The following is a 20916-nucleotide window of genomic DNA, read 5'->3' on the forward strand; positions in this document are numbered from 1 at the left end:
GTTCCCCCAAGACCGCAATGCTCTCGAGCAGATGCCCAAGTCGGCATTGATTGACTTGCTTCTTGAGCAGCAAGTTATCGAGCAACTCGTCGCCGAGGTCGAACGCCTCAAACGTCTGCTCGACTCTGACTCCAAGACCTCCTCAAAGCCCCCTTTCAGCGACTTCATCAAGCGCTCAGAGACCCCGGTCAAACCCAAGCCGACCTCGGACCTGCCCCACCGTGCCGACCGGGCAGACAACCCGGTCATCCTGGCAAAACTCGCAAGGGGTTCGGTCACATCGACCCCCTGTGTTCTCATCGACCCGCCCGCTGTCTGCCCCATTTGCCAGTGACACACCTGGGAGTCAGCTTGCCTGCAGCCTCGGACTTAAACAGTTACCCAGTTTGTCGCTCGCCCCATCGAAATTGTCTCCCACCGCCAGCGGCGTCAGACTTGCACTCATTACGGCAGCGGCGCAGCGGGCGAGTGGAAGCAACCGTGACTGCCTCCGTGCAGGCGGTGCGCCAGTGGGTCCGGCATCAGCCCCACGTTCACGTTGACGAGTCTCCCTGGCTGGTGGGTGGCGTCAAAGAATGGCTTTGGGTGCTCTCGGGTAGGGGCTACAGCCTGTTCCACGCCGAGACCGTCGCAACCGCGACGAACAGGTGCAATTGCTCGGTCAGAGCGTTGCCAGGGTGCTTACTTCCGATGACTTCAGCGTCTACTAAGGCTACCCGGTGGCAGCGCAACATAAGTGTTAGGCGCATCTGCGGCAGCACTTCCAGAAGGTGTGCAAACTTCCCCCACCCCAGCAGGGGGAGCTGGGGGAGGCGTTCGTAAAACTGATTCTAGAAACTTTTACATGCCATCGCCAGTGGCGCACCGATGCAGATACCGGCGCATATGCTCGGAGGGCGGTAGAGTTCAAAGTCTGCTAGCAGCAAAACATCGCTCGCTGGCGGGGAGATGCCGGGCTCACGGCCGGTCTGCTGTTGAAGTCAATGCGAGAGCAGGAGTTGCAGTGGTGGTAACTCCTCGATCATACGGAGATACCGCCGAACAACAACAGTACCGAGCGGTCGCTGCGCTCGCGGTGACGAAACGCAAAGTCAGCGGAAGGTCGCACTAGTGGTCTTTATCATAAAATGTCGCTGACTTGCTGAGCGTTATCCAAACCAGTCGAGGACAGGGGGGCTCGGCGATGGAATTTTAGGGAGATGCGGTGGCACGGGCGGCAAGAGGGTGGTCGCAGGAGCTATGCCTTATTTCCTCATGTGACCAGAGCTAACCCTATTTCAAACCCTGCACCTGACTCCTTACGAATTGTTTCAGCCATATCTTGTTCGGATGCTATTGGATATCATGTATAAATCAAACAGACACAAATGCTTCAAACTAAATTCATTGATAGAGACGAAAATCAAAAATCTAAAACTCTTAGCATTTTGCTCTTGTTGCCACTTGGATTTTAGGTTTATGCCTATTTACTGGCATTTTTTTCCAAATCCAGTTCCATTATTTGCCAAGCTTTCTTAAACAATGAAATAGGATTGTTCCCATGAAGAATCGCGGAGTTTCTTTTTTTACCACCTTGCTTATTTCAGTTTCACTTCTTCTCGGTAGTATTCCAGCAGAAGCCCAAGAGAGGCAACTCGGAGAATGGATCTGGGACGGTGTTCGGCTGATTTGGAAACCAGCAATGAAAGTTCCATTGGTTGTTGGTGGCACGATTGTCGCTATTGTTGGGGGGCTTGAGTTGACCGACAAGGGCTATCAAATGTACCTGCAGTGCAAAAAGGGTTATGACCAAAGAGGAATTGTGAACCCATATAACCACAGTGTTTACGAAAGAATTTGTGCTGAATGGGCATATCAAAATCAGTATTCTTTTGAAGTTTATCAAAATAATGTTCCGAGTTATCAGTATCCCAGCCAATATTATCAATACTATCAATAAAATTTTGCATATGTATTTTGTGATCTCATTTTACAGTCTGCGCATGGCTTTGCGAATGAATGCATTTTACCTTCTTATTTGAAACCTCTGAAGTCATAAAACCTCTGAAGTCTCCTGACCTTGGAAGAAGTCCTTGGAAGAAGTCTAAGTTCTCCACACGATTTGATTTTAACGCACTTCGAGAATTCTTTGTGTAGCGGTCTGGAATTATCTTTCTTGAAGCTGACAAGCACCCTCTCAGGGTGGGTTTGAAATGTGTTTCAGAGCATAAATAGTTAGGGTTTGCTGAGAAAGGTTGGATTTTGACAATGAAAGGATCTCAGCGTTTTCTATGCCGGAAAAGTGCACGGCTATAGGCGCCACAGCCTCAAAGCCCTTACACTTGGGCCGAGAATCCGAGGCAAAAAGCTGGAGCTAGTTGGTAAAAGCCTTGTTCCATAAGCTCTCTGCCCATTAAATTTGATTTGTGGACTTTTTCGGCAAACCCTAGTTAGTACAAGTTTACTAATTGTCTTTAAGCGAGAGACTTGCAGATACTATACATTTTGGATAGCAACTTTAGGTTTATACATTTTGTCGCTGACATCGGCCTAACGCCCTTCGAGTTTGCACGCTGCTTCGAGCAATATCTTGAACATTTACGAAATAATATGTATGGTATGAAACTTCAGTTGCTCACTTTTGATTAGGAAATCGTACGACAAGACGTTCGTTTCAACAATCACCCCTCTAAAAGGGGTGATTGTTGATGTGACTAAAACTAATTGCTGCCAATCCTGACAAAACAATCCGTTGTATTGCGTGCTTTCAATGTTGGTATTCTCTGGCTCGATCTAAAGATATGAGTTATAGATATAGCTCGGCTCAAATGCTGGAGGGGGGAAATACTAGCTGAGTCTCTCAAACAATAGGGAGCATCTGCGAGGAAGGAGCGTTGAGAGAGGGTGGTCGAATGGTCAAGATCGGCTTTGGGCTTGGGAGCAAGTGCCAAATCAAGTTGGCAAAACAGAAACTTTTGCTCATGAAGGCTCGAAGAACTGAATCCCTGGGATGGCTACCGCCTAACGTTTCAACAAAATCTATGAGAGATAATGAAATTCCTCAGGACCGATGCCGACGGTTTAGGCGCTTGTTGAGGAAAAGATGTACCAAAGCTTCGAACGTGTCGTCGCAAGTAAAAACCCCATTGTCGTTGTAGGTAAGACTATAAATTGACTTGGGTGCCCCCCTCGGCGCAGCCGTAGTGCGCGCGACCCTTCTCGTCAGCCAAACATACCCTTCGAATGCCCCGTGCAACAGTGCGCCTTGCGAACATTCCCGGGACACCCAATTGCAACAACTCCAACCAACGCGATCGCCTGGCGCTATTTCAAATCTAGCAACCCTTGCTCCTTGAGCTTGGGATTGAAACGCATCTCCAAACGCGCGCCGCGGGCATCCAACGCCGACTTCACCTCCGCTTCCACGCGGCGCGCAGCGTTCTTGAGCAGCTTCATTCGTGTCAGTTCGTCTCCTCGCTGCAGCTGCTCGCGTTCCTCGTCGCTGAGGTGGAGTTTGGCATCGATCGCCTGCGTCCACAATTCGAATTCTTCGCCGTTACCGGGCGGCGACGTCTTGTTTTCCGTCAGCCAAGCCGTCCGCGCGCCATCCAAAATCTGCCGGCTCGGCCGGGCGATCGCGTGAGCCTTCACCCAATAGCATTGCTGCGGCCGGCGCGCGAGGTGCTGCTTCAAGCTGAGAAACACGTCGCGCGAGTAGCCCACGAATTGCAACACGCGATCGCGATCGAAAATCGCGTAAGCCCCGATCTTACCGCTTAGCTCGGCCGGAAGCTGGCCGTCGGCATCGAGGTAAGGCAAAAAGTCGAGGTCGGTGAGGGCAGGAACGTCGGAATTAGCAGTCACGGATAAGCTCGGCAAAACAATCGGCGATCGCCTTTCAGTCTACCGAGCAACGGTAACCGGTCGGCGATCGATCCACCTATTAGGCAATAAGTGCGAGTTGCAAGGAGTGCGCTGAGGGGGCGTATCAGCATGCAATCGTCTAATAGACCAACGGGCGCATAGACAAACAGCGTTTGGAAGTCCGCTCCAAACGCTGTTTGTCTTACATTCTGTTGGTTCCAGCTGGGGAGGGTAGAACGCCTTCCTGGCAAGTCTGGATCAGCCTAGCGAGTTCGCGCCGGCCACAACTTCCAGAATCTCCTGAGTAATCGCCGCCTGACGTGCCTTGTTGTAGTCCAGAGTCAAGCTGCGGATGAGATCTGACGCGTTGTCGCTGGCATTGTTCATTGCCGTCATCCGCGCAGCCAGTTCGCTAGCGGCCGACTCTTGCAGCGCGCGCAGCAGCTGATTGTTCAGGTACAGCGGCAGCAGCGCGTTCAGAATCTGAACCGGATCCTGCTCGAAGAGCATGTCGCGGGGAAGATCGCGCAGCTCGGTCGTCGGAGCTTTCTCTCGCTCCACCTCGAAGGCACCGCTACGGGATGTCAACCGGAAGATTTCGTCATCCGCTGCTTCTAGGCCTTGCGGGTCCAACGGCATCAGGGTTTGCACCACCGGCCGCGAACTAATCAGCGACACGAACTTGGTATAAACCAACTCCACGCGATCGACTGTCTCCGACATAAACAGCGCCAACAGCTTGTCGGCAATCTGGTTGGCTTCGTCTGCCGTGGGAATTTGCTCCAGGTCGGTGAAGGTTTCCGCAATCGGCGCACTGCGTCGCTGGAAGTGCTGGGTGGCTTTGCGCCCTACCAGTACGTAGGTATAACCCGCTCCGTTTGCCTGCAGCTCACGCGCGCGCGTCTCCGCACGCTTGATGACGCTGGTGTTGTAAGACCCGCACAAGCCGCGATCGCCCGAGACCACCAGCAGCGCTGTTGTCTGCACCGGGCGTTCCTCTAGGAGCGGCAGTTCCGCGTCCTCAAACCGCAAGCGCTGTTGCAAGCCATACAGTACCTGCGCCAAACGGTCGGCGAAGGGGCGCGTAGACGTTACCTGCTCTTGAGCGCGGCGGACTTTCGCCGCCGCCACCAGCCGCATGGCTTCGGTAATCTTGCGCGTGTTCTTTACCGATTTGATGCGATCGCGAATGCCTTTTAAGTTTGCCATGATGTTCTAGATGAACCGCTCGATATAGCTAGCGCGGGCGAGGCAGGGTGAGCCTGCCTCGTGATTTCGCGTGCGTTATAGGGATGCCATGAAGGCTTCCTTGGTCTCGGCGATCGTTTCCTTGAGGATTTGCTCGGCTTCGGGCGTAAGCGCCTTCTTCTTGTCGCCCTTAATCGCCTCAGCAAACTGCGGCTTGTTCACAATCGCCTCACGCAGCTGCTGCACGAATGCCGTGACATTCTCGGTGGGGATGTCGTCGTAATAGCCGTTGATGCCCGAGTAGACCACTGCAATCTGCTCGTATACCGTCAGCGGCGAGTACTGAGGCTGCTTGAGCATTTCCCGCAGGCGCTGACCGCGCGCCAGCTGCTTCTGAGTGGCTTGGTCGAGGTCGGAGGCAAATTGCGAGAAAGCAGCCAGCTCCGCGAACTGGGCCAGCTCGAGCTTCAACTTGCCAGCCACTTTCTTCATGGCCTTGATTTGGGCAGCCGAACCAACGCGGGAGACGGAGATACCGACGTTGATCGCCGGCCGCACGCCCGAGTTGAACAGGTCTGCCGAGAGGAAGATCTGACCGTCGGTAATCGAAATTACATTCGTGGGAATGTATGCCGATACGTCACCGGCTTGGGTTTCGATAATCGGTAGGGCGGTCATGCTGCCTTCGCCCAATTCGGGGCTGAGCTTAGCGGCGCGCTCCAGCAGGCGGGAGTGAACGAAGAACACGTCGCCGGGATACGCTTCGCGACCGGGCGGACGACGCAGTAGCAAGGACATCTGGCGGTAGGCTTGTGCTTGCTTGCTGAGGTCGTCGTAGATAACCAGCGTAGCTTTGCCTTGATACATAAAGTACTCGGCGATCGTGGCGCCCGCGTAGGGTGCCAGATACTGAAGCGTTGCCGGGTCGCTTGCGTTGGCAGCAACGACGACGGTGTAATCCAATGCACCGCGGTCGGCCAGGACACCCGTGACCTGAGCGACGGTGGAGGCTTTCTGTCCGATCGCCACATAGACGCAAATCACGTCCTCGCCCTTTTGGTTGAGGATGGTGTCGATCGCCACGGCGGTTTTGCCGGTTTGGCGATCGCCGATGATCAGCTCGCGCTGACCGCGACCGACCGGAATCATGCTGTCGATGGCGGTGATGCCGGTTTGAAGCGGCTCGTATACCGACATGCGTTCGACGATGCCCGGTGCCATCGACTCGAGCAGGCGCGTTTGTCCGGTTTGGATGTCGCCCTTGCCGTCCAGCGACTCCACCAGCGGGCTGACCACGCGACCGATGAGCTCCTCGCCGACCGGAATCGACGCGATGCGTCCGGTTGCTTTCACGGAGCTACCTTCCTGGATACCGAGACCGCTCCCCATCAGCACCACGCCGACGTTGTCTTCTTCCAGGTTGAGGGTAATGCCCACCGTGCCGTCTTCAAATTCGACCAGCTCGCCCGCCATCACCTTTTCCAGGCCGTAGACGCGCGCGATGCCGTCGCCCACCTGCAGCACCGTACCGACGTTGGACACCTGAATGTCTTGGTCGTACTGCTCGATCTGCTGGCGGATGATACTGCTAATTTCGTCCGGTCTGATGCTGGTAGCCATCGCGTTCTCCGTGCAATCTCGATCGTTGTTGTAGGTTGGGGGTGCCCGCTGGGGACACCGTCATTCTGTTGGGTTGCTCGTCTTCAGGATCGCTATCTCTAGGACGCGAGCTGCAAGCTCAACCGCCGTAACTGCCCGCGCAAACTTGCATCCAGCACCTGGGAGCCGACGCGCACGATCGCGCCACCAAGCAGGTCCGGATCGACCTTGACCTCTAGCTCCACATCCCGCGCTCCGGTGATGTTCTTGACGCGATCGCGAATGGTGTCGCGCTGCGATCCTGCAAGTTCGATGGCTGCAGTTACTTCAGCCAGCACCGTCTGGTTGCGGCGTCGCAGCAGCGTCAAATACTGCCGGCAGATGTCGTCGAGGAAAAACAAGCGGTTCTTATCCGCCAGCAGCATTAGAAAATTCGCAAACAGCGGGTCGAGGCGATCGCTCGCCAGCGTTCGCAGGACGCGTTTCTTGCTGTCGATCGCGATCGTCGGATTGGCAATCAGCTGGCGCAAATCTTCGGACGCTTCCAGCGCTGCGAGCAGGGTTCTCGCGTCTTCGCCGAAACGGTCGGCCAGATCCCGCGCGTCAGCCAGCGCCATCAGCGCGTCGGCATAGGGTTCGACAACGGCTGCACTGAGCAAACTATCTTTCATGGCAGACTAACTCCCCAACTGCGCAAGCGAACGTTCGAGCAAGTCTCGCTGTGCCGACGAATCCAAGCCCTCGCGCAACCGCGCTTCCACGCGCTCGATTGCCTGCGAGGCGATCGCTTGGCGGATTTCGGATACGGCGCGGGCGCGCTCGGCATCGAGATCCTGAACGGCAGCAGACTTAACGCGCTCCACCTCGCGCTCGCTCTCGGCGAGGATGCGCTCCTTGGTCTTGGTGGCAGCTTCTTCGGCAGCCAGGCGCAAGCGCTCGATTTCTTGCTGGGCTTGGGCGAGTTTCTGCTGTGCCTCGGCCAGCATGGCGGCGGCTTCCCGCGCCTGGGTTTCGGCAGTGCTGATTTCGGTTTTGATGCCGTCCTTGCGGTCCGCAAGCATCTTGCCGAGGACGCCGCGCCCGAAGTAAACCAGCACGGCGATGATAATGACCAAATTAATGACGTTAGCTTCGAGGAGGGTTTCGAGTAGATCCCCACCCTCTTCAGCGGACTTCGCCGCTTCAGCGAAATAAAACCACATTCCCATCATGCGTTCCCTACGCAACGTGCAAGTTGCCGCTCCCGGCAACGGTGACGCTAGCGACGCGCTAGCTCCGGTCCTACGAGCTTCTCCAGAATCTGAGCGCTGAGGTCGCTAACCTGTCCTTCCAATTCCTGTAAGGCAGCTTGCTTCTGTTCGGCAATCTCCCGAGCAGCTTGCTCGCGCTCGGCAGTTACTTCCTGTAGAGCAGTAGCAGCGCGCTCGGCAGCAATCTTCTGCGCCGCTTGTTGGGCAGCTGCGATCGTCTCCTGCGACTGGCGTCGCGCGTCCTTCAGCTCGTCGTCAAACTGGCGGGCGAGGGCTTGCGCCTGCTCCTGACTCGTCCGCGCGTCGGCCAGGTTATTGCGAATGTACTCGGCGCGCTCGTCGAGCATCTGCGTTACTGGCTTGTAAAACACCGCATTGAGTAGCGCGATCAGCAGTAAAAACTGTGCGGCCATCAGCGGTAGGGTGAGGTCGAAGTCGAACAGCCCGCCCTTGCGCGCCGTCTCGACTGCCTCTTCGGCAATCAGCCAAGTCGTCGTCCAGTCAGTCATATGCTTTCAACCCCTGCGGGTCTGTCGCGGCGGTTGGCTCGTCGCATCGTCGCTCGGACAGTGCTCGGATAATCGTATCGAGTGCAGTCTCAGTCGAACCGACCGGGGGCTGCGGAGAAACTGGCAAGCGCAGGCGGAGAGAACGCGATCGCGATCGCCGCCTGCAGCCGGATGTTATGCAAACGGGTTGGCAAACAATAGCACCAGAGCAACCACGAGGCCGTAGATGGTCAGTGCTTCCATGAATGCGAGAGACAGCAGCAGCGTGCCGCGAATCTTACCTTCAGCTTCGGGCTGGCGGGCAATACCTTCAACTGCCTGACCGGCAGCGGTACCTTGACCCACGCCGGGGCCGATTGCCGCCAAACCGATAGCGAGTGCAGCAGCAATTACGGAAGCAGCAGCAGTGAGAGAATCCATGATGTTCTTCTATCCTCTGTTGACAGTTTAGACGGAGTATGCGTCACTTGCGACGCCTGCCGCTCGGGCGGCTGTTAACGTGGTGCCACTGCAGGTGGCATGCTCTACTGAGCGACGCGGGCGTCACTCATGCTCTTCTTCGCCATGCCCTTCCATCGCTTCACCGATATACGCAGCCGCCAAAGTAGCGAAAATCAGTGCCTGGATGGCGCTTGTAAACAATCCCAATGCCATCAAAGGCAGAGGCACGAACAGCGGCACCAGCAACACCAACACGGCGACCGCGAGTTCGTCTGCAAGGATATTCCCAAACAGACGGAAGCTCAGGGAAAGGGGCTTGGTGAAATCTTCGAGAATGTTGATTGGCAACAGGATAGGCGTCGGCTGAATGTACCGTTTCAAGTAGCCGAGTCCGCGCTTGCTGAAGCCGGCAAAAAAGTAAGCCAGCGAGGTCAGCAGTGCCAGAGCAACAGTCGTGTTGATGTCCATGGTCGGTGCAGCGAGTTCCGATTCCGGTAGGGAAATCAGTTTCCAGGGCATCAACGCACCAGACCAGTTAGAGACAAAAATGAATAGGAACAGCGTTCCAACAAACGGTACCCACGGACGATATTCTTTCTCGCCAATTTGGTCGCGAGCGAGGTTGCGAATAAAGTCGAGGGCGTACTCCAGCAGATTTTGCAGTCCGCTCGGCACCCGCTGTAGGTTGCGCGTCCCGGCAATCGTCACGAGCAGGAGCAAGCCGATAACGAACCAAGAGGTGATGAAGACTTGCCCGTGTACGGTGTAGTTGCCGAAATCCCAGTAAAAATGCTTGCCGACTTCTAGTTCCGCAAGGGGAAAAAGCAATGAGTTCGGGCTAAAACCGTTCAAAAGTCCCATTCGCGAGCATTCTCCACTATCGACACGGGTCTGTTTGCCTGTGCTTGCAGCTACCCGCCCGCACGCGGCGGCGGAAACAGCGTTGTTCCAAAGACGTAAACCAGAATTGCGACTTTATAGGTCAGGAATCCCAGGAAAATTGGTAGTATCTGCAGATTTTGCAGTTGGGTTGCCGCCACAATCGCGGCTACCAATAATGCCAGACGATTGACCCCAAAGTTGAGGCGTCCGTTCTCGCCGAGCTGTTCTACATCCTTCGCTAACCGTCGCAGATAAAGGACTCCCACGCAAGCCCCCAACACGTAGTTCAGAGCAATTGCTAGCGAGTAGACAAGCCAAACCGAGCCGAAGACAACGATCGCAATTCCGAGACAGGTCAAGTAGAGGTTTTTCTGCAGTTGGTAGTACTCGCGCATGGTGTTGCGTTCGAGTGCTGGGGGGGCATTCTCTACAGCGGTTTCCTCCTCGGATGGCGCGATCTCTGCTGGGGTTTCGGGTAAATTGACCATGTACGGACGTGCGGTACGTCGGGTGCGCCGCCACTGCAAGCAAACCAGCAGCAATCATATCACGGCATAGTTACATTACTTTATCGTTTGCCTTTTTTGCGACTGAGTCTGCCGATCGCCGGTGAGAAAAATGGCTCAAACGCTCGCCTTTGCGGGCAAACCCGACACGTTCAACGGGGCAATCGTGCCAGTGGAAATGCTTCGAGGTGAAATGCTTCTGGGTGAAATGTTTCTAGGTAACAGCAAGCCGTTCGCGGAAAAGAGCGAGGGTTTTGTCCCAAGCATCGGCGGCGGCAGGGGCATCGTAGCTGTCGCGGCGATCGCAGAAGAAACCGTGGGTAACGCCGGTATAGCGGTATAAGGCGTGAGGAATGCCGTGCTCTTGAAGGGTCGCTTCGATGCGATCGACCTGTTCGAGGGGAATTAACGGGTCTTCGGACCCGAAGAACAAGACGATTGGGTGAGCGATCTCCGGGGTGCGGGCGATCGTCGGCACGCCTCCGCCGGGGGTCATGGTGGCGATACCCGCACCATAGAAGGACGCGGTTGCGTCGACTTCGGGGAGGGTGGCGCCGAGGTAGACAACGTGACCGCCGAAGCAGAAGCCGATGGAGCCGATGCCGCCGCCGTAAGCCGGAATTTGTTTGAGGTATGCGATCTCCGCGCGCAGGTCGGCGAGAAGTTCGGTGGCAGTTGTCTTGTCCTTATATTGCCGGCCGAGTCGGACGCTGGCATTGTCGTAGCCGACTTCAAAGTCGGTAACTTGGCGCTGGTAGATCGGCGGAGCGATCGCGATATAGCCCTCGCAGGCGAAGCGCTCGGTGACGTCGCGGATGTGTGCGTTGACTCCGAAGATTTCTTGCACGACGACGACACCCGGAAAGGGACCGTCCCCGAGGGGATAGGCGAGGTAGGCGTCGAGCTGGGCGCCATCGCTGGGAATGCGGATGCGCTCGGTGCGAATGTCATTCACGGGCGGTCGGGCCTGAAGGAGGAAATTCGTTTCCGATTCTACGGCCGCGCGCTCGGCAATCGAGGTGCGGCAACGATTCGATGCCGTCGCGCGCTCGTCGCACGGGAGCAACCGGTCGCTGCCCCTTACAGTCGCGTATAAGGTGGGAGGACTGCAGACCTTATATTGCCAACTATCCATAGCAACTGCTGCACTGACAATGTCCCCTGGTGAAATGACTCAGCCGACACCCGCACCTGTTTGGATTGCCGGACCGACCGGTAGCGGTCGCACCGGCCGACTGGTGCAACACTTTCGAGCATGGGTGGAAGCCCAATTTCGCCAACGTCGCCAGCCGATCTTGCCGCAGGCTCCCGGCGTACTTGTGTTAGCTGCTAATGAAGAAACGCGACGTCGCTTGGGCGATCGCTTGGCGGCGAGCGTGCGAGGACGCTATCCGATTGTTGCCAAGACGCCGCTCGGGTTCTGCGCCGATGAAGTCGAGCTATTTTGGCCGCTGCTGTTTCAGCGGTTGCACTTGCGCGCCCAGTTTCCGTTGCGCCTGCATCCCGAAACCGAACAAGAACTGGCCGCGCGCTTGTGGCACTCGCACTGGCAGCCCGACGAAATCCCTAACCCCGCTAGCGAAGCGCGCCTCGTACGCTCCACCCTGGATCTGATGCAACTTGCTGGGGCAAGCGGTACGGACTTGGCCGATATTCCGACGCTTCTATCCGAGGGACTGGCCGGTGCCAGCGGCGAAACCGCTCGCTTGCCCGCCGCTGCCCTGCAAGACGATCGCCAGCTGTGGTCGCGCATGAGCGAACGGTTGCAAGCGTGGCGGCTATGGTGCTTGGAACGCGGTTTGCTGACCTACGGATCGATCTACGAACTCTACGGGCGCGAATTGCTCGGCGACCCCACCTACCGCGATCGCCTGCAAGACCGCTACCGCGCGATCTTCGCCGACGACCTCGATGACTACCCGGCAATCGCCCGCAACTTGTTCGATATCCTGCTTGACAGCGGCGCCACCGGTGCCTTTACCTTCAACCCCAACGGCTGCGTGCGCCTCGGGCTCGGTGCCGACCCCGATGAATTGCTAGAGCTGCGCGATCGGTGTGCCATCGAGACCTTGGAGTTGCCCGTGCCCACCGGCGAGCAACTGCCTCCCAATGCTTTGGCGACAAACGTTGTGCGCCTCGCGCTCGACCCGTTCTACACCGAACCGCTGCCTCCCTCGCTGCGATCGCTCCAGACCATCTCGCGGGCGGCACTGCTGCGCCAGACCGCCGAGGCGATCGCACGAGCTGTTGACAGCCAGGCGGTCCGCCCGAGCGACATCGCCATTATCGCTCCCGGGTTGGACGACATCGCGCGCTACACCCTCATCGAAATCCTGGACGGCAGGCAGATTCCCGTCAAACCCCTCAACGAACAGCGACCGCTCGCAAGCTCGCCCCTGGTCCGTGCCCTGCTGACGATGCTGTGCTTGGTCTATCCCGGCTCGGGGCGCGCGACCGAACGCGATGCCGTTGCCGAAATGTTGGTGATGCTGTCGCGCACAGAGGCGGATGCGGCTATCGACCCCGTTCGGGCGGGCTTGCTGGCCGATCATTGCTTCGTTCCCAACCCCGAACTGCCCTGCTTGCTGGCGGCGGAAGATGCCTTCCCCCGATGGGATCGCCTGGGTCGCCGCGCCAGCCATGCCTACGATCGCATCCGCACCTGGATCGACCGTACGCGCGCTACTGAAGACGCCCGGCCCATTCCCAACGCGATCGCGGTGCTCGAGTCCGCCATCCAAGCGTTCTATGGCGGCGGGAGCAGTTTGCCGCATGCACGCCTCGCTGCCCTGCGCGAGCTGATGGAAACCGCCCAACATTTTTGGGATGTCGATCGCCGCCTGCGTCTGCACGACCCCAGCCCCCAGTCGCCCCGCGCTGCGATCGCTCAGTTCGTGCAGCTCGTCCGCAAGGGCACGATCTCGGCTAACCCCTATCCGGAACGCGCGCTTGGCACTGCCGAGGCCGTCACCCTTGCCACGATCTTTCAGTATCGCTCCAGCCGGCGCCACCACCGCTGGCAATTTTGGCTCGATGTCAGCTCGCCGCTCTGGCTCAAAGGCGGCGCGGCCGACCTGTTCGGCGCGCCGCTGTTCCAACGCAACTGGTCCGGTCGCGCGCTGACGGCCGGCGATCGCCTGGCCGCCGACGAAGCCCGCTTGGAGCGCCTCCTACACGACCTCCTCGGTCGTGCCACCGAGCGCGTCTACCTCTGCCACAGCGACCTTGCGGCCAGCGGCGCCGAGCAAACCGGACCGCTGCTAACCCTCATGCACGCTGCCGAACCGCTGCGGGAAGCGAACGCGGCTCCATCAAGTCTTTAGATATGCCTGGAAAGAGTATGTCTTGAATGCGGGGGTAGTTGAGGCAAGAATTTGAAGAAACTTGTACCCGCCTCGATCGCTTGCTCTCGGAGCCGGGGGAGGCGATCGCCTCAAACCGACGGGCGGCGACCGGGCGGGATGCCGGCGAGCTCGAACACATCTTTGAGAGTCGGGCAATATGCCGACAAGCCCAAAGATGCCGGTGCAACGGGATCGCGATGCGTAAAGTGGCGATAGCGCAAGCAATGCCGATCCCATGCCGCCATCTGGATCGGCAATACGGTAACGAGGAAACTTGCCAGCGCAAACGAAAGCGGGATGCGGAAATAGATGCGCTTGTCGAGGTAGGTGCAGAATGCTTCGATCAACTGGTTGGCCGTCACGCAGGGATTGCCGAGGACCCATCGGCGAGGTCCCGGTTCCGGTGGCGGGCTATCGATCAGATGCGCCACGACGCGGGCGATGTCTCGAGCGTGGATGAAGTGGAAACTACCGTCGGCTTTGAACCAGCGGACGAGCGAAACCCAACGGGCGATCGCGGGCAGCCCGGCGGAGATGTGAGATTCGGGGAAGGTGCCGCCGCCGCCGAGGACGAGGGTCGGGAAAACAACCGTGAGGCGATCGCGCAGTTCCAGGTCGCCGAGACGCTGGAAGCACTCGTACTTCGTACGGATGTAGTCGGTGCCGATTGCGCCGGCCTCCGGGAGCGGTTCGTGGCGGTAGTTGAGAATGCTCGCCGTGGAAAAGTAAATGGCTTGTCGGCAGGTTGCTGGATCGAGCAGTTCCAAAAAGCGCAGCGTTTGGGTCACATTAATGTCGTAGGTCGTCTGTGGATCGCCCCAGGCTGTTGCTGCCAAGATTGCCGTGTCGATAGTGGCAAGCAGGTCGCGGTAGCGGTCGATCTCGCGCAGGTCGCCAACGAGTAGCTGGACGCCCGGTCGCGCCTGCCAGTCGAGTTTTAGCTTGCGAGGGTCGCGCACCAGGAGAAAGACTTCTAAGTCGTCGCGAGCGAACAGTTCGTCTGCGATGTAGTGACCGATACAGCCGCTGGCTCCGGTGAGGAAAACACGCTTCATCGATTAATGCTGCTATCACCTTGGGCGCGTCGCGTGCGCCTGTCATCTGCCGGACCGTCGAACGTGCCGCTGATTGCCTGCAGGACCGGCCGCAGGGCTTGCGCGATCGCGTCGGCGGAGACGAACTCTAGCGTAGCGCGACGGCTATCGCCGACCATTTCCAGCCACAGGTTGACGTAGCTCGGCGGCAGATAGGGCAGCCGTTGCGCCCATTCGATGGCGACAATCCCTGGCAGCACTTCTTCGCCTTCCCAGTAAAGTTCCGGCAGTAGCCCGGCAACTGCCGGCGGCTCCAACCGATAAAGATCTAGATGGTAAAGTGGCACGCGCCCTTCAAGATACTCGTTCGCGAGTGCGAAGGTCGGGCTAGCGATCGCCTGGTCGATGCCCAATCCCGCACCGAGACCCTGCACGAGCGTTGTCTTGCCCGCTCCGAGGTCGCCGTGCAGCAACAAGGTGCTACCTGGGATTAATTGCTGCCCCAAACGGTAACCGAGCCGCTGCGTGGCGGCGGCATCCTCAAGATGGGTTTGCCAATGCACGATTCGATTTCCAAGTCGCTGCGCGACTGTACCACCGCAACAAAGCACGCGCGACAAGATGGGAGTCGTGGCGAACGCGACTGTTCTGCGGGTCTTCCCCCATCACATTAGCCAACACCGCGCGTCGCCCGAGCTGGTCGATTGCCTCGCGATCGACGAATACCGGATGCGATCCTTCCTCAGCATAGCGAATCAGGCTTTGCGCCGATGGAGTGCGCCGCTGCACCAACACAGCATCGAAGATCTGCTCGCCGCCACAGGCAGCATCGATTGCCCGAATGTGATCGGCAACGCTGTATCCGTCGGTTTCGCCGGGCTCGGTCATGATATTGCATACGTAGATGCGCGGAACGACCGCTCCAGCGATCGCTTGGCGGATCTCGGGAACCAGCAGGTTTGGAATCACGCTGGTGAAGAGACTGCCGGGTCCCATGACGATTAAGTCGGCGTCGGCGATCGCCTGCAGGGCAGCTGGCAAGGCCGGTGGGGCGGCCGGCAAGCACCCGATGTGCTGAATTTTTCCTCGTGCTTTGGCAATTTGCGATTCGCCCTCGATCCGGCGGCCGTCGGCGAGTTCCACCCACAGACAGACGTCGCTGAGGGTCGCGGGCAAAACGCGACCGCGCACGGCCAGAACCTTTGAGCTAGCTGCGATCGCTCGCTCGAGGTCCCCGGTGATATCGTTCATCGCCGTTAGGAACAGGTTGCCAAAGCTGTGACCGCTAAGCCCGTCCCCAACGCTGAAGCGATATTGAAACAGTGCGGTTAGCAGCTTCTCTTCGTCGGCAAGGGCGGCAAGGCAGTTGCGGATGTCTCCGGGCGGCAGGACGCCGTGTTCGCGGCGCAACCGGCCGGAGGACCCGCCGTCATCCGCTACCGTCACGATTGCGGTGATGTTGGAGCTGTATGCCTTGAGGCCGCGCAACAACGTTGAAAGTCCGGTCCCACCGCCCACGGCAACGATTTTGGGACCGCGATTGAGGCGGCGTCGCGCGGCGATCGCCTCGACGAGCTCTTCGTCGCCATTGGGACTGAGGGCTTCGGCGACCGACCCCAGGGTCCGTGACTGACCCCATAGAATCAAGAACAAGCCGACAGCGATCGCGAGGGGACCGGAAATGTAACTCGGCACGACCGTGGCGATCGTTTCGAGGGTAGTGGAGGTGAGCTCGATCAGGCGATAAACCGGCGTCAGGTTCGCCCAAATGGCAATACCGACCAAGACCACGATCAACCCCGTACTGCTAACCAGCAGCCAGCGCTTGACCACCAAGCCTGGTGCCAGCCACTTGAACCAACGCGGCACGCGCTTGCGCGCACCCGGAGATCTCCCCGGTGCGGAACTAGAACGGTGCCGATCGAGACCGTTGGACATAGGGAGCGAGCCGCGCCGGACAGTCGGCGAGGGGGCTGGCGGATCCGCCAAGTGCGATAGTTCGTCCCTGCTATTGTATGGGCTATGGAAACGCGTATTCTAGGACTTGACCCCGGTCTTGCAACGTTGGGCTACGGCCTCGTTGTTGCCACTGCCCCCACGAAACTTCCCCAAGCAGTAGGGTGCACGCTCGCGACCACGCCCGTACGATCCGCACGTCCCTTGGAATTCGGGACGATCGAGACATCTGCCCGCACCCCGATCGGCGATCGCCTCTGCACGATCTACGCGGACTTGCAAGCACTGGTGGCGGACCTGCAACCAGATTTGGTAGCCGTCGAAAAGCTCTTTTTCTACCGTATGGGCAACACGATTTCGGTGGCGCAAGCCCGCGGCGTAGCATTGCTCGTGCTGGCGCAAGCCGCACTACCATACGTTGAATTCACACCGCCGCAGATTAAGCAAGCGCTAACCGGTCACGGTGGCGCTAATAAGCAGGAGGTCCAAGCAGCCGTGGCGCGAGAACTCAAGCTCGATCGCGTGCCGCGCCCAGACGATGCGGCTGATGCACTGGCGGTAGCACTAGCAGCTTGGTTACACGCAATCTGAGGCCGGCGATCGCGGGCTGGCTGAGATGCATGCGCAAAACAGGGCAATGTCAACTTAACGGCACATTTCAGAAAATCGACTATTTTGATGGATGCCTCGAACCGTTGGTTACACAGCCTCGTTCATCCCTAGTAGATCTCGCCTACTGATACTTCGTAGGCTTATCCCCGCAATAGTCTTCACCCAAGATAAAATCATCAGCGTCACAGGGGTTCGTGAGGTCGCGAGCCGATGGAGCAGTAATTGTCAAATTGGGTTATCGAGACTCTCTTTGGGTCTCTGGCTTGAGCCGGTCCCTAGCGCTGCGCGTGTTCCTCCAGGAGGCCGCGCGCGCGCGGTTTGTACAGCAGATGGAACAGTGCCTCAATGTAGCGGAGTTTATCCTCGCGGTTCTCCTCGGACGTAAAGCGCCAGAAGCCGTAGATGCGCGCTAGCGATAGCAGCTTCGACGTATGAATCGACCACGTGTACGTGCTATAAACTCGGTCGATCGCCGCATTGGAGATTTCGTGCCAGCGCTGCGGGTCGCGATCGCAGCTCTCAACAAACGTCAGTAATTTGCTTGCTGTTTCGTCGAGATTGGTCGGGTTGATGTAGAAGCCGTTCGTGCCATCCTGAATGATTTCCAGCGGCCCGCCGAATTGCGTACCGAAGGTCGGCAACCCTGAAATCATCGCTTCGAGAATCGTCAGACCGAATGCTTCGAACAACGCCGGCTGCACGAAGATCCCTTGGAGATCGGCAATGACGCGATAGGCTTCTCCTGAGTCGCTTTTCGCCAAGCGCACGCCCAACCAACGAATTTTGCCGTGCAAGCCGAACTGCTCGATGAGACGATACATTTTCTCGATTTCGTCGCGCTCTTCGTTGTCGGTCGTTTCTTCCGTGCGCAACTTCCCGGCGATGAGGATGAGATTGCAGCGCTCCTGCAGCTCGGGCGATCGCCCGAAGCATTCCACTAAACCCGTCAGGTTTTTAATGCGGTCCAAACGCGCCATCGAAAACAACGGCCGCTTGTCAAGATCGTCAAGCTGTCCGTAGGCCTGTGCCGGATCGTCGAGGTGGAACAGCAACTCGCGGACGCGATCGCTACTAACCGGAACGCGCTCGGCTCTGCGGGTGTAAGGGAAATAAACGGCTTCATTGACGCCGGGTGGTACGACATTGAATTTCGGCGAGAAGAGCTCGATGCCGTTGACGACATGATACAAACTCGGCATCGTGAAGTTGTCGTAAGACTCGTACTGCCCGACACTATCGGGACGGCCGACAATCTCTTGATAGGTGCTGCTGATGATGCAATCGGCAGCATTCATCGCGATTAAGTCCGCTGTAAATTGCAGCGAGAAGTGATAAGTCGGCTCCAGATCTTGCCAATATAGATTGCTAAACAGGTACTTTGACTTTTCCAGAGCGTGTGCGACGTTAAACTGGGTAACTTGCAGGCGGCGGGCAAGTAAAAACGCCACGAGATTGCCATCAGAGTAGTTGCCGACAATCAAGCTCGGTTTGCCTTGCAGCTCGGCATACAATTCCTTTTCAGCATCGATCGCAAACGTTTCCAAATACGGCCAGATTTCAAAACGGGAAATCCAATCGCGCGTCAGTTTTGGGTTGTACTCCCGGAAGGGAACGCGCAGGACCCAGGCGTTGTCGGTGCCGTAAATCTTTTCGAGACGCTCGTTGCAGCGCGTCCCATCGCTGTTAGGAATCAGGCGCGAGAGAACGATGACTTTGGGACTGATGCCGAGCCCGTCCAGTCCGGCCAGGCGCAGGTCTTCTTGCAGCTGTTCTTCAAGACTGCGAGCTTGATCGAGGACGTACACGACTTGTCCGCCGGTATCGGGACGGCCGAGCACCCCTTCTTGACCGAACCAACCGTGAATGGACACGAGCACGATTGTGAAGATCGTGGGGATACGCGATAGCAACGCTTCGAGGACGGTCGGGTCGGGTGAATCGATCAGCGCGTCGAGCATGTCCAGACTCTCACGCACGCGATCGGACGTATCTCCCCACCCCGGCTCGAATCCAAGATCTTGAAAGTCATAGCGAAACTCCTCGTAAGGACGCTCCCCAGGGAGCTTACTAACAAAGTCAATCGCGCGCTTGGTTTGCTCGGAAAGTTGCTGCCGGTTCTGAATGCGTCCGTTGACGAGCAGTTTCATTCCTTGGAAATGGTGTAAGCTCAGAAAGTTAAACAGAGCAGCTTGCCATTCATGCGGATCCTGAAATAGTTTGCTCGACAAATAGCGATTAAGCAGATCGACTCCTTTTCCGATATTTTTCGGGTCGTGCACGACAGGCGAATAATCGTAAAACGGGCCGAAATCGATTGCGAATGAACTCCCTTCTTCGGGGTGAAATTGGTTGACAAAGCGATCGCGAACGTCAAGCAGCTGCTGGATTGTTAGAGGTTCCACGCTATAGTCTTCTGCGATTCGATAGCTTTCCTGGGTAGCAATAACTGGACGAATAATTAGGTAGAAACTCTCAGGCTCTAGAATAATCTCCTGGGTGAAGTAGATTAGCTTGCCTAAAAAGGATTTGGTTCCGTAGTCGGGAGATCGACCGCTCTCTTGGCAAAAACGCTCGAAAGCGTTAATAATGTCATTCCGCAACAAGTAACGCTCGCGGTCGCTGCCGCGCAATCCGTCAACAAATTCGCGCAAGTCGACGCGCTCTGAAGAATCCAGTACAGAAGCAATCAGCTCGGACATCAAACCTTCTCTCTATTCGCAGGACGTATTCGGTCGGGTATATAAGACGATCGCGCAATGGGTGGGTAGCATTGGCTGGCAATCGTGCCAGTATTAGCACCCTCAGCCTACCGATAACCGTGGCGACCGCCCAGTCGATTGTCTGGCGGCAGCCGCCTCCCAGATTCAGTCGCGGAGCAACGAACTCACGAGGTCGCTGTCGCGAATACCGTCAAAACTTGGGTCGGTGCGTGCGAGCGCGCGGTTGGTGCTGTCGAGGTGAATGGCTTGCCGCAAACTGTTTGCGGATTGTTCGATCTCTTGGCAGAGTGCCTTACAACTGGCGTGGTTATACCAGGCACAATCGTCCTCGGGACGGATAGCGACAGCATTGCGGTAACCGCTGGCGGCTTCGCGATCGCGACCGAGGTAGCGCAACACCTCCGCGCGTTTGTAATGCGCCCAAAAGTCGTCGGGGTCGATATCCAGCGCACAATTGTAACTTTCGAGGGCGGCAACTTGCATACCCGAGTGTCTCAAGGCGTCGCCACGTCGAAACCACGCCCAAAAATCATCGGGTCGCACCAACGAAGCTCGATCGTAGTAGGCGATCGCGTCCGCAAAATCGCACAGATGGCGTAAGGCGTCTCCGCGCCGGAAAAGCGCCCAGTAGTCGTCCGGACGCGCGCACAAGGCCTTGTCAAAGCAGGCGATCGCGCAAGGGAAGTCCTCGAGTTCTTCGAGATTGACATATCCTTTGCTGTACCATGCCCAATAATCTGTTGGGCGCACGGCAAGTGCGTTGTCGAAACTCGCCACCGCTTCTTCGGGTTCGCCGAGGGCGCTCATTACGCGGCCGCGGCCGTACCACGCCCAGTAATCGCGGGGGCAAAACAACAATGCCTGCTCGTAACAGGCAAACGCTTCTTCATAACGTTCGTCGGCTTCGTAACTTTTGGCTTGGCGGTAGCTGCTAGCGTAGTCGGCTCCATACAGTCGCGATCGCTTATCTTCCACGGTAGTGAGCGGCACTGGCGTTACTCCCCAATCCCGAAGCGTTCCTTCAACTAGATC

The 20916-nt window shown here is 57.5% G+C and carries 19 protein-coding genes and 1 pseudogene; 4 read left to right on the plus strand and 16 right to left on the minus strand.

From position 1 onward, the window contains the following. A pseudogene (locus tag KR51_RS17375) lies at positions 1–334 on the plus strand (hypothetical protein); the annotation flags it as partial. Between the two features lie 110 nt (positions 335–444). On the opposite strand, the gene KR51_RS20155 reads toward KR51_RS17375, so the two are convergent. After that, positions 445–618: a hypothetical protein gene (locus KR51_RS20155; RefSeq protein WP_198016715.1), complete on the minus strand. Its 174-nt coding sequence runs from the start codon at positions 616–618 to the stop codon at positions 445–447. A gap of 922 nt (positions 619–1540) precedes the next feature. Here KR51_RS20155 and KR51_RS19370 point away from each other — a divergent pair. Further along, positions 1541–1939, plus strand: a complete 399-nt coding sequence (locus KR51_RS19370) for a hypothetical protein (protein WP_022606133.1) — start codon at positions 1541–1543, stop codon at positions 1937–1939. 1364 nt (positions 1940–3303) lie between these two features. Here KR51_RS19370 and KR51_RS06650 read toward each other — a convergent pair. The 10 genes from KR51_RS06650 to KR51_RS06695 all read right to left on the minus strand — a co-directional run bounded on the left by KR51_RS06650 (position 3304) and on the right by KR51_RS06695 (position 11353). Further along, on the minus strand, positions 3304–3843 hold the full coding sequence (locus KR51_RS06650; protein ID WP_022606134.1) for a GIY-YIG nuclease family protein: 540 nt from the start codon (positions 3841–3843) through the stop codon (positions 3304–3306). 258 nt (positions 3844–4101) lie between these two features. After that, positions 4102–5052 carry a F0F1 ATP synthase subunit gamma gene (locus tag KR51_RS06655; protein WP_022606135.1) on the minus strand — a complete coding sequence of 317 codons (951 nt, stop codon included), beginning with the start codon at positions 5050–5052 and terminating at the stop codon, positions 4102–4104. A 75-nt stretch (positions 5053–5127) separates the two neighbouring features. After that, a complete protein-coding gene (gene atpA / locus KR51_RS06660) occupies positions 5128–6651 on the minus strand; it encodes a F0F1 ATP synthase subunit alpha (protein WP_022606136.1) in 1524 nt (507 codons plus the stop codon). A 98-nt stretch (positions 6652–6749) separates the two neighbouring features. Beyond that, positions 6750–7301 carry an ATP synthase F1 subunit delta gene (atpH, locus tag KR51_RS06665; RefSeq protein WP_022606137.1) on the minus strand — a complete coding sequence of 184 codons (552 nt, stop codon included), beginning with the start codon at positions 7299–7301 and terminating at the stop codon, positions 6750–6752. Between the two features lie 6 nt (positions 7302–7307). Beyond that, on the minus strand, positions 7308–7841 hold the full coding sequence (locus tag KR51_RS06670; protein WP_022606139.1) for a F0F1 ATP synthase subunit B: 534 nt from the start codon (positions 7839–7841) through the stop codon (positions 7308–7310). Positions 7842–7888: 47 nt separating this feature from the next. Further along, positions 7889–8389, minus strand: coding sequence for a F0F1 ATP synthase subunit B' (locus KR51_RS06675; RefSeq protein ID WP_022606141.1), 501 nt, complete (start codon positions 8387–8389; stop codon positions 7889–7891). A 174-nt stretch (positions 8390–8563) separates the two neighbouring features. Continuing rightward, positions 8564–8809, minus strand: coding sequence for an ATP synthase F0 subunit C (gene atpE, locus KR51_RS06680; RefSeq protein ID WP_022606143.1), 246 nt, complete (start codon positions 8807–8809; stop codon positions 8564–8566). A 123-nt stretch (positions 8810–8932) separates the two neighbouring features. Next, entirely contained in the window at positions 8933–9691 is a 759-nt protein-coding gene (atpB, locus tag KR51_RS06685; RefSeq protein ID WP_022606145.1) for a F0F1 ATP synthase subunit A, read from the minus strand. A 50-nt stretch (positions 9692–9741) separates the two neighbouring features. Beyond that, positions 9742–10200 (minus strand): ATP synthase I chain, encoded by a 459-nt coding sequence (locus tag KR51_RS06690; RefSeq protein ID WP_022606147.1) that lies wholly within the window; start codon positions 10198–10200, stop codon positions 9742–9744. Positions 10201–10432: 232 nt separating this feature from the next. Then, entirely contained in the window at positions 10433–11353 is a 921-nt protein-coding gene (locus tag KR51_RS06695) for a dienelactone hydrolase family protein (RefSeq protein WP_084202412.1), read from the minus strand. A gap of 19 nt (positions 11354–11372) precedes the next feature. Between KR51_RS06695 and KR51_RS06700 the strand changes: the two genes are divergently transcribed. Beyond that, positions 11373–13541, plus strand: coding sequence for a hypothetical protein (locus KR51_RS06700; RefSeq protein WP_022606150.1), 2169 nt, complete (start codon positions 11373–11375; stop codon positions 13539–13541). Between the two features lie 110 nt (positions 13542–13651). Here the strand turns inward: KR51_RS06700 and KR51_RS06705 are convergent, their stop codons facing one another. From KR51_RS06705 to KR51_RS06715, 3 genes are read right to left on the minus strand one after another with little or no spacing between them, the layout of a single operon-like run. Continuing rightward, positions 13652–14617, minus strand: a complete 966-nt coding sequence (locus KR51_RS06705; RefSeq protein WP_022606152.1) for an NAD-dependent epimerase/dehydratase family protein — start codon at positions 14615–14617, stop codon at positions 13652–13654. Further along, a complete protein-coding gene (gene tsaE / locus KR51_RS06710; RefSeq protein ID WP_022606155.1) occupies positions 14614–15159 on the minus strand; it encodes a tRNA (adenosine(37)-N6)-threonylcarbamoyltransferase complex ATPase subunit type 1 TsaE in 546 nt (181 codons plus the stop codon). The genes KR51_RS06705 and tsaE overlap by 4 nt, the downstream gene beginning before the upstream one ends. Further along, on the minus strand, positions 15137–16585 hold the full coding sequence (locus KR51_RS06715; RefSeq protein ID WP_408638087.1) for a gluconeogenesis factor YvcK family protein: 1449 nt from the start codon (positions 16583–16585) through the stop codon (positions 15137–15139). The genes tsaE and KR51_RS06715 overlap by 23 nt, the downstream gene beginning before the upstream one ends. Positions 16586–16618: 33 nt before the next feature. On the opposite strand from KR51_RS06715, the gene ruvC reads away from it, so the two are divergent. Further along, entirely contained in the window at positions 16619–17143 is a 525-nt protein-coding gene (ruvC, locus tag KR51_RS06720; protein WP_022606159.1) for a crossover junction endodeoxyribonuclease RuvC, read from the plus strand. 296 nt (positions 17144–17439) lie between these two features. On the opposite strand, the gene KR51_RS06725 is transcribed toward ruvC, so the two are convergent. Together KR51_RS06725 and KR51_RS06730 are read right to left on the minus strand one after the other, a co-directional pair. Then, complete coding sequence (locus KR51_RS06725) at positions 17440–19863, minus strand: sucrose synthase (RefSeq protein ID WP_022606160.1); 2424 nt, start codon at positions 19861–19863, stop codon at positions 17440–17442. 165 nt (positions 19864–20028) lie between these two features. After that, positions 20029–20874 (minus strand): tetratricopeptide repeat protein, encoded by an 846-nt coding sequence (locus tag KR51_RS06730; protein WP_022606162.1) that lies wholly within the window; start codon positions 20872–20874, stop codon positions 20029–20031. Positions 20875–20916 lie beyond the last annotated feature (42 nt).

Source organism: Rubidibacter lacunae KORDI 51-2, from assembly GCF_000473895.1.
Classification (GTDB): Bacteria; Cyanobacteriota; Cyanobacteriia; order Cyanobacteriales; family Rubidibacteraceae; genus Rubidibacter; species Rubidibacter lacunae.

What these genes read in the sequence shown, in the direction of transcription:
- KR51_RS19370 (WP_022606133.1), top strand. Translation starts at nt 1,541, where the DNA reads ATGAAGAATCGCGGAGTTTCTTTTTTTACCACCTTGCTTATTTCAGTT.
- KR51_RS06655 (WP_022606135.1), bottom strand. Translation starts at nt 5,052, where the DNA reads ATGGCAAACTTAAAAGGCATTCGCGATCGCATCAAATCGGTAAAGAAC.
- atpA (WP_022606136.1), bottom strand. Translation starts at nt 6,651, where the DNA reads ATGGCTACCAGCATCAGACCGGACGAAATTAGCAGTATCATCCGCCAG.
- atpH (WP_022606137.1), bottom strand. Translation starts at nt 7,301, where the DNA reads ATGAAAGATAGTTTGCTCAGTGCAGCCGTTGTCGAACCCTATGCCGAC.
- KR51_RS06670 (WP_022606139.1), bottom strand. Translation starts at nt 7,841, where the DNA reads ATGATGGGAATGTGGTTTTATTTCGCTGAAGCGGCGAAGTCCGCTGAA.
- KR51_RS06675 (WP_022606141.1), bottom strand. Translation starts at nt 8,389, where the DNA reads ATGACTGACTGGACGACGACTTGGCTGATTGCCGAAGAGGCAGTCGAG.
- atpE (WP_022606143.1), bottom strand. Translation starts at nt 8,809, where the DNA reads ATGGATTCTCTCACTGCTGCTGCTTCCGTAATTGCTGCTGCACTCGCT.
- atpB (WP_022606145.1), bottom strand. Translation starts at nt 9,691, where the DNA reads ATGGGACTTTTGAACGGTTTTAGCCCGAACTCATTGCTTTTTCCCCTT.
- KR51_RS06690 (WP_022606147.1), bottom strand. Translation starts at nt 10,200, where the DNA reads ATGGTCAATTTACCCGAAACCCCAGCAGAGATCGCGCCATCCGAGGAG.
- KR51_RS06695 (WP_084202412.1), bottom strand. Translation starts at nt 11,353, where the DNA reads ATGGATAGTTGGCAATATAAGGTCTGCAGTCCTCCCACCTTATACGCG.
- KR51_RS06700 (WP_022606150.1), top strand. Translation starts at nt 11,373, where the DNA reads ATGTCCCCTGGTGAAATGACTCAGCCGACACCCGCACCTGTTTGGATT.
- KR51_RS06705 (WP_022606152.1), bottom strand. Translation starts at nt 14,617, where the DNA reads ATGAAGCGTGTTTTCCTCACCGGAGCCAGCGGCTGTATCGGTCACTAC.
- ruvC (WP_022606159.1), top strand. Translation starts at nt 16,619, where the DNA reads ATGGAAACGCGTATTCTAGGACTTGACCCCGGTCTTGCAACGTTGGGC.
- KR51_RS06725 (WP_022606160.1), bottom strand. Translation starts at nt 19,863, where the DNA reads ATGTCCGAGCTGATTGCTTCTGTACTGGATTCTTCAGAGCGCGTCGAC.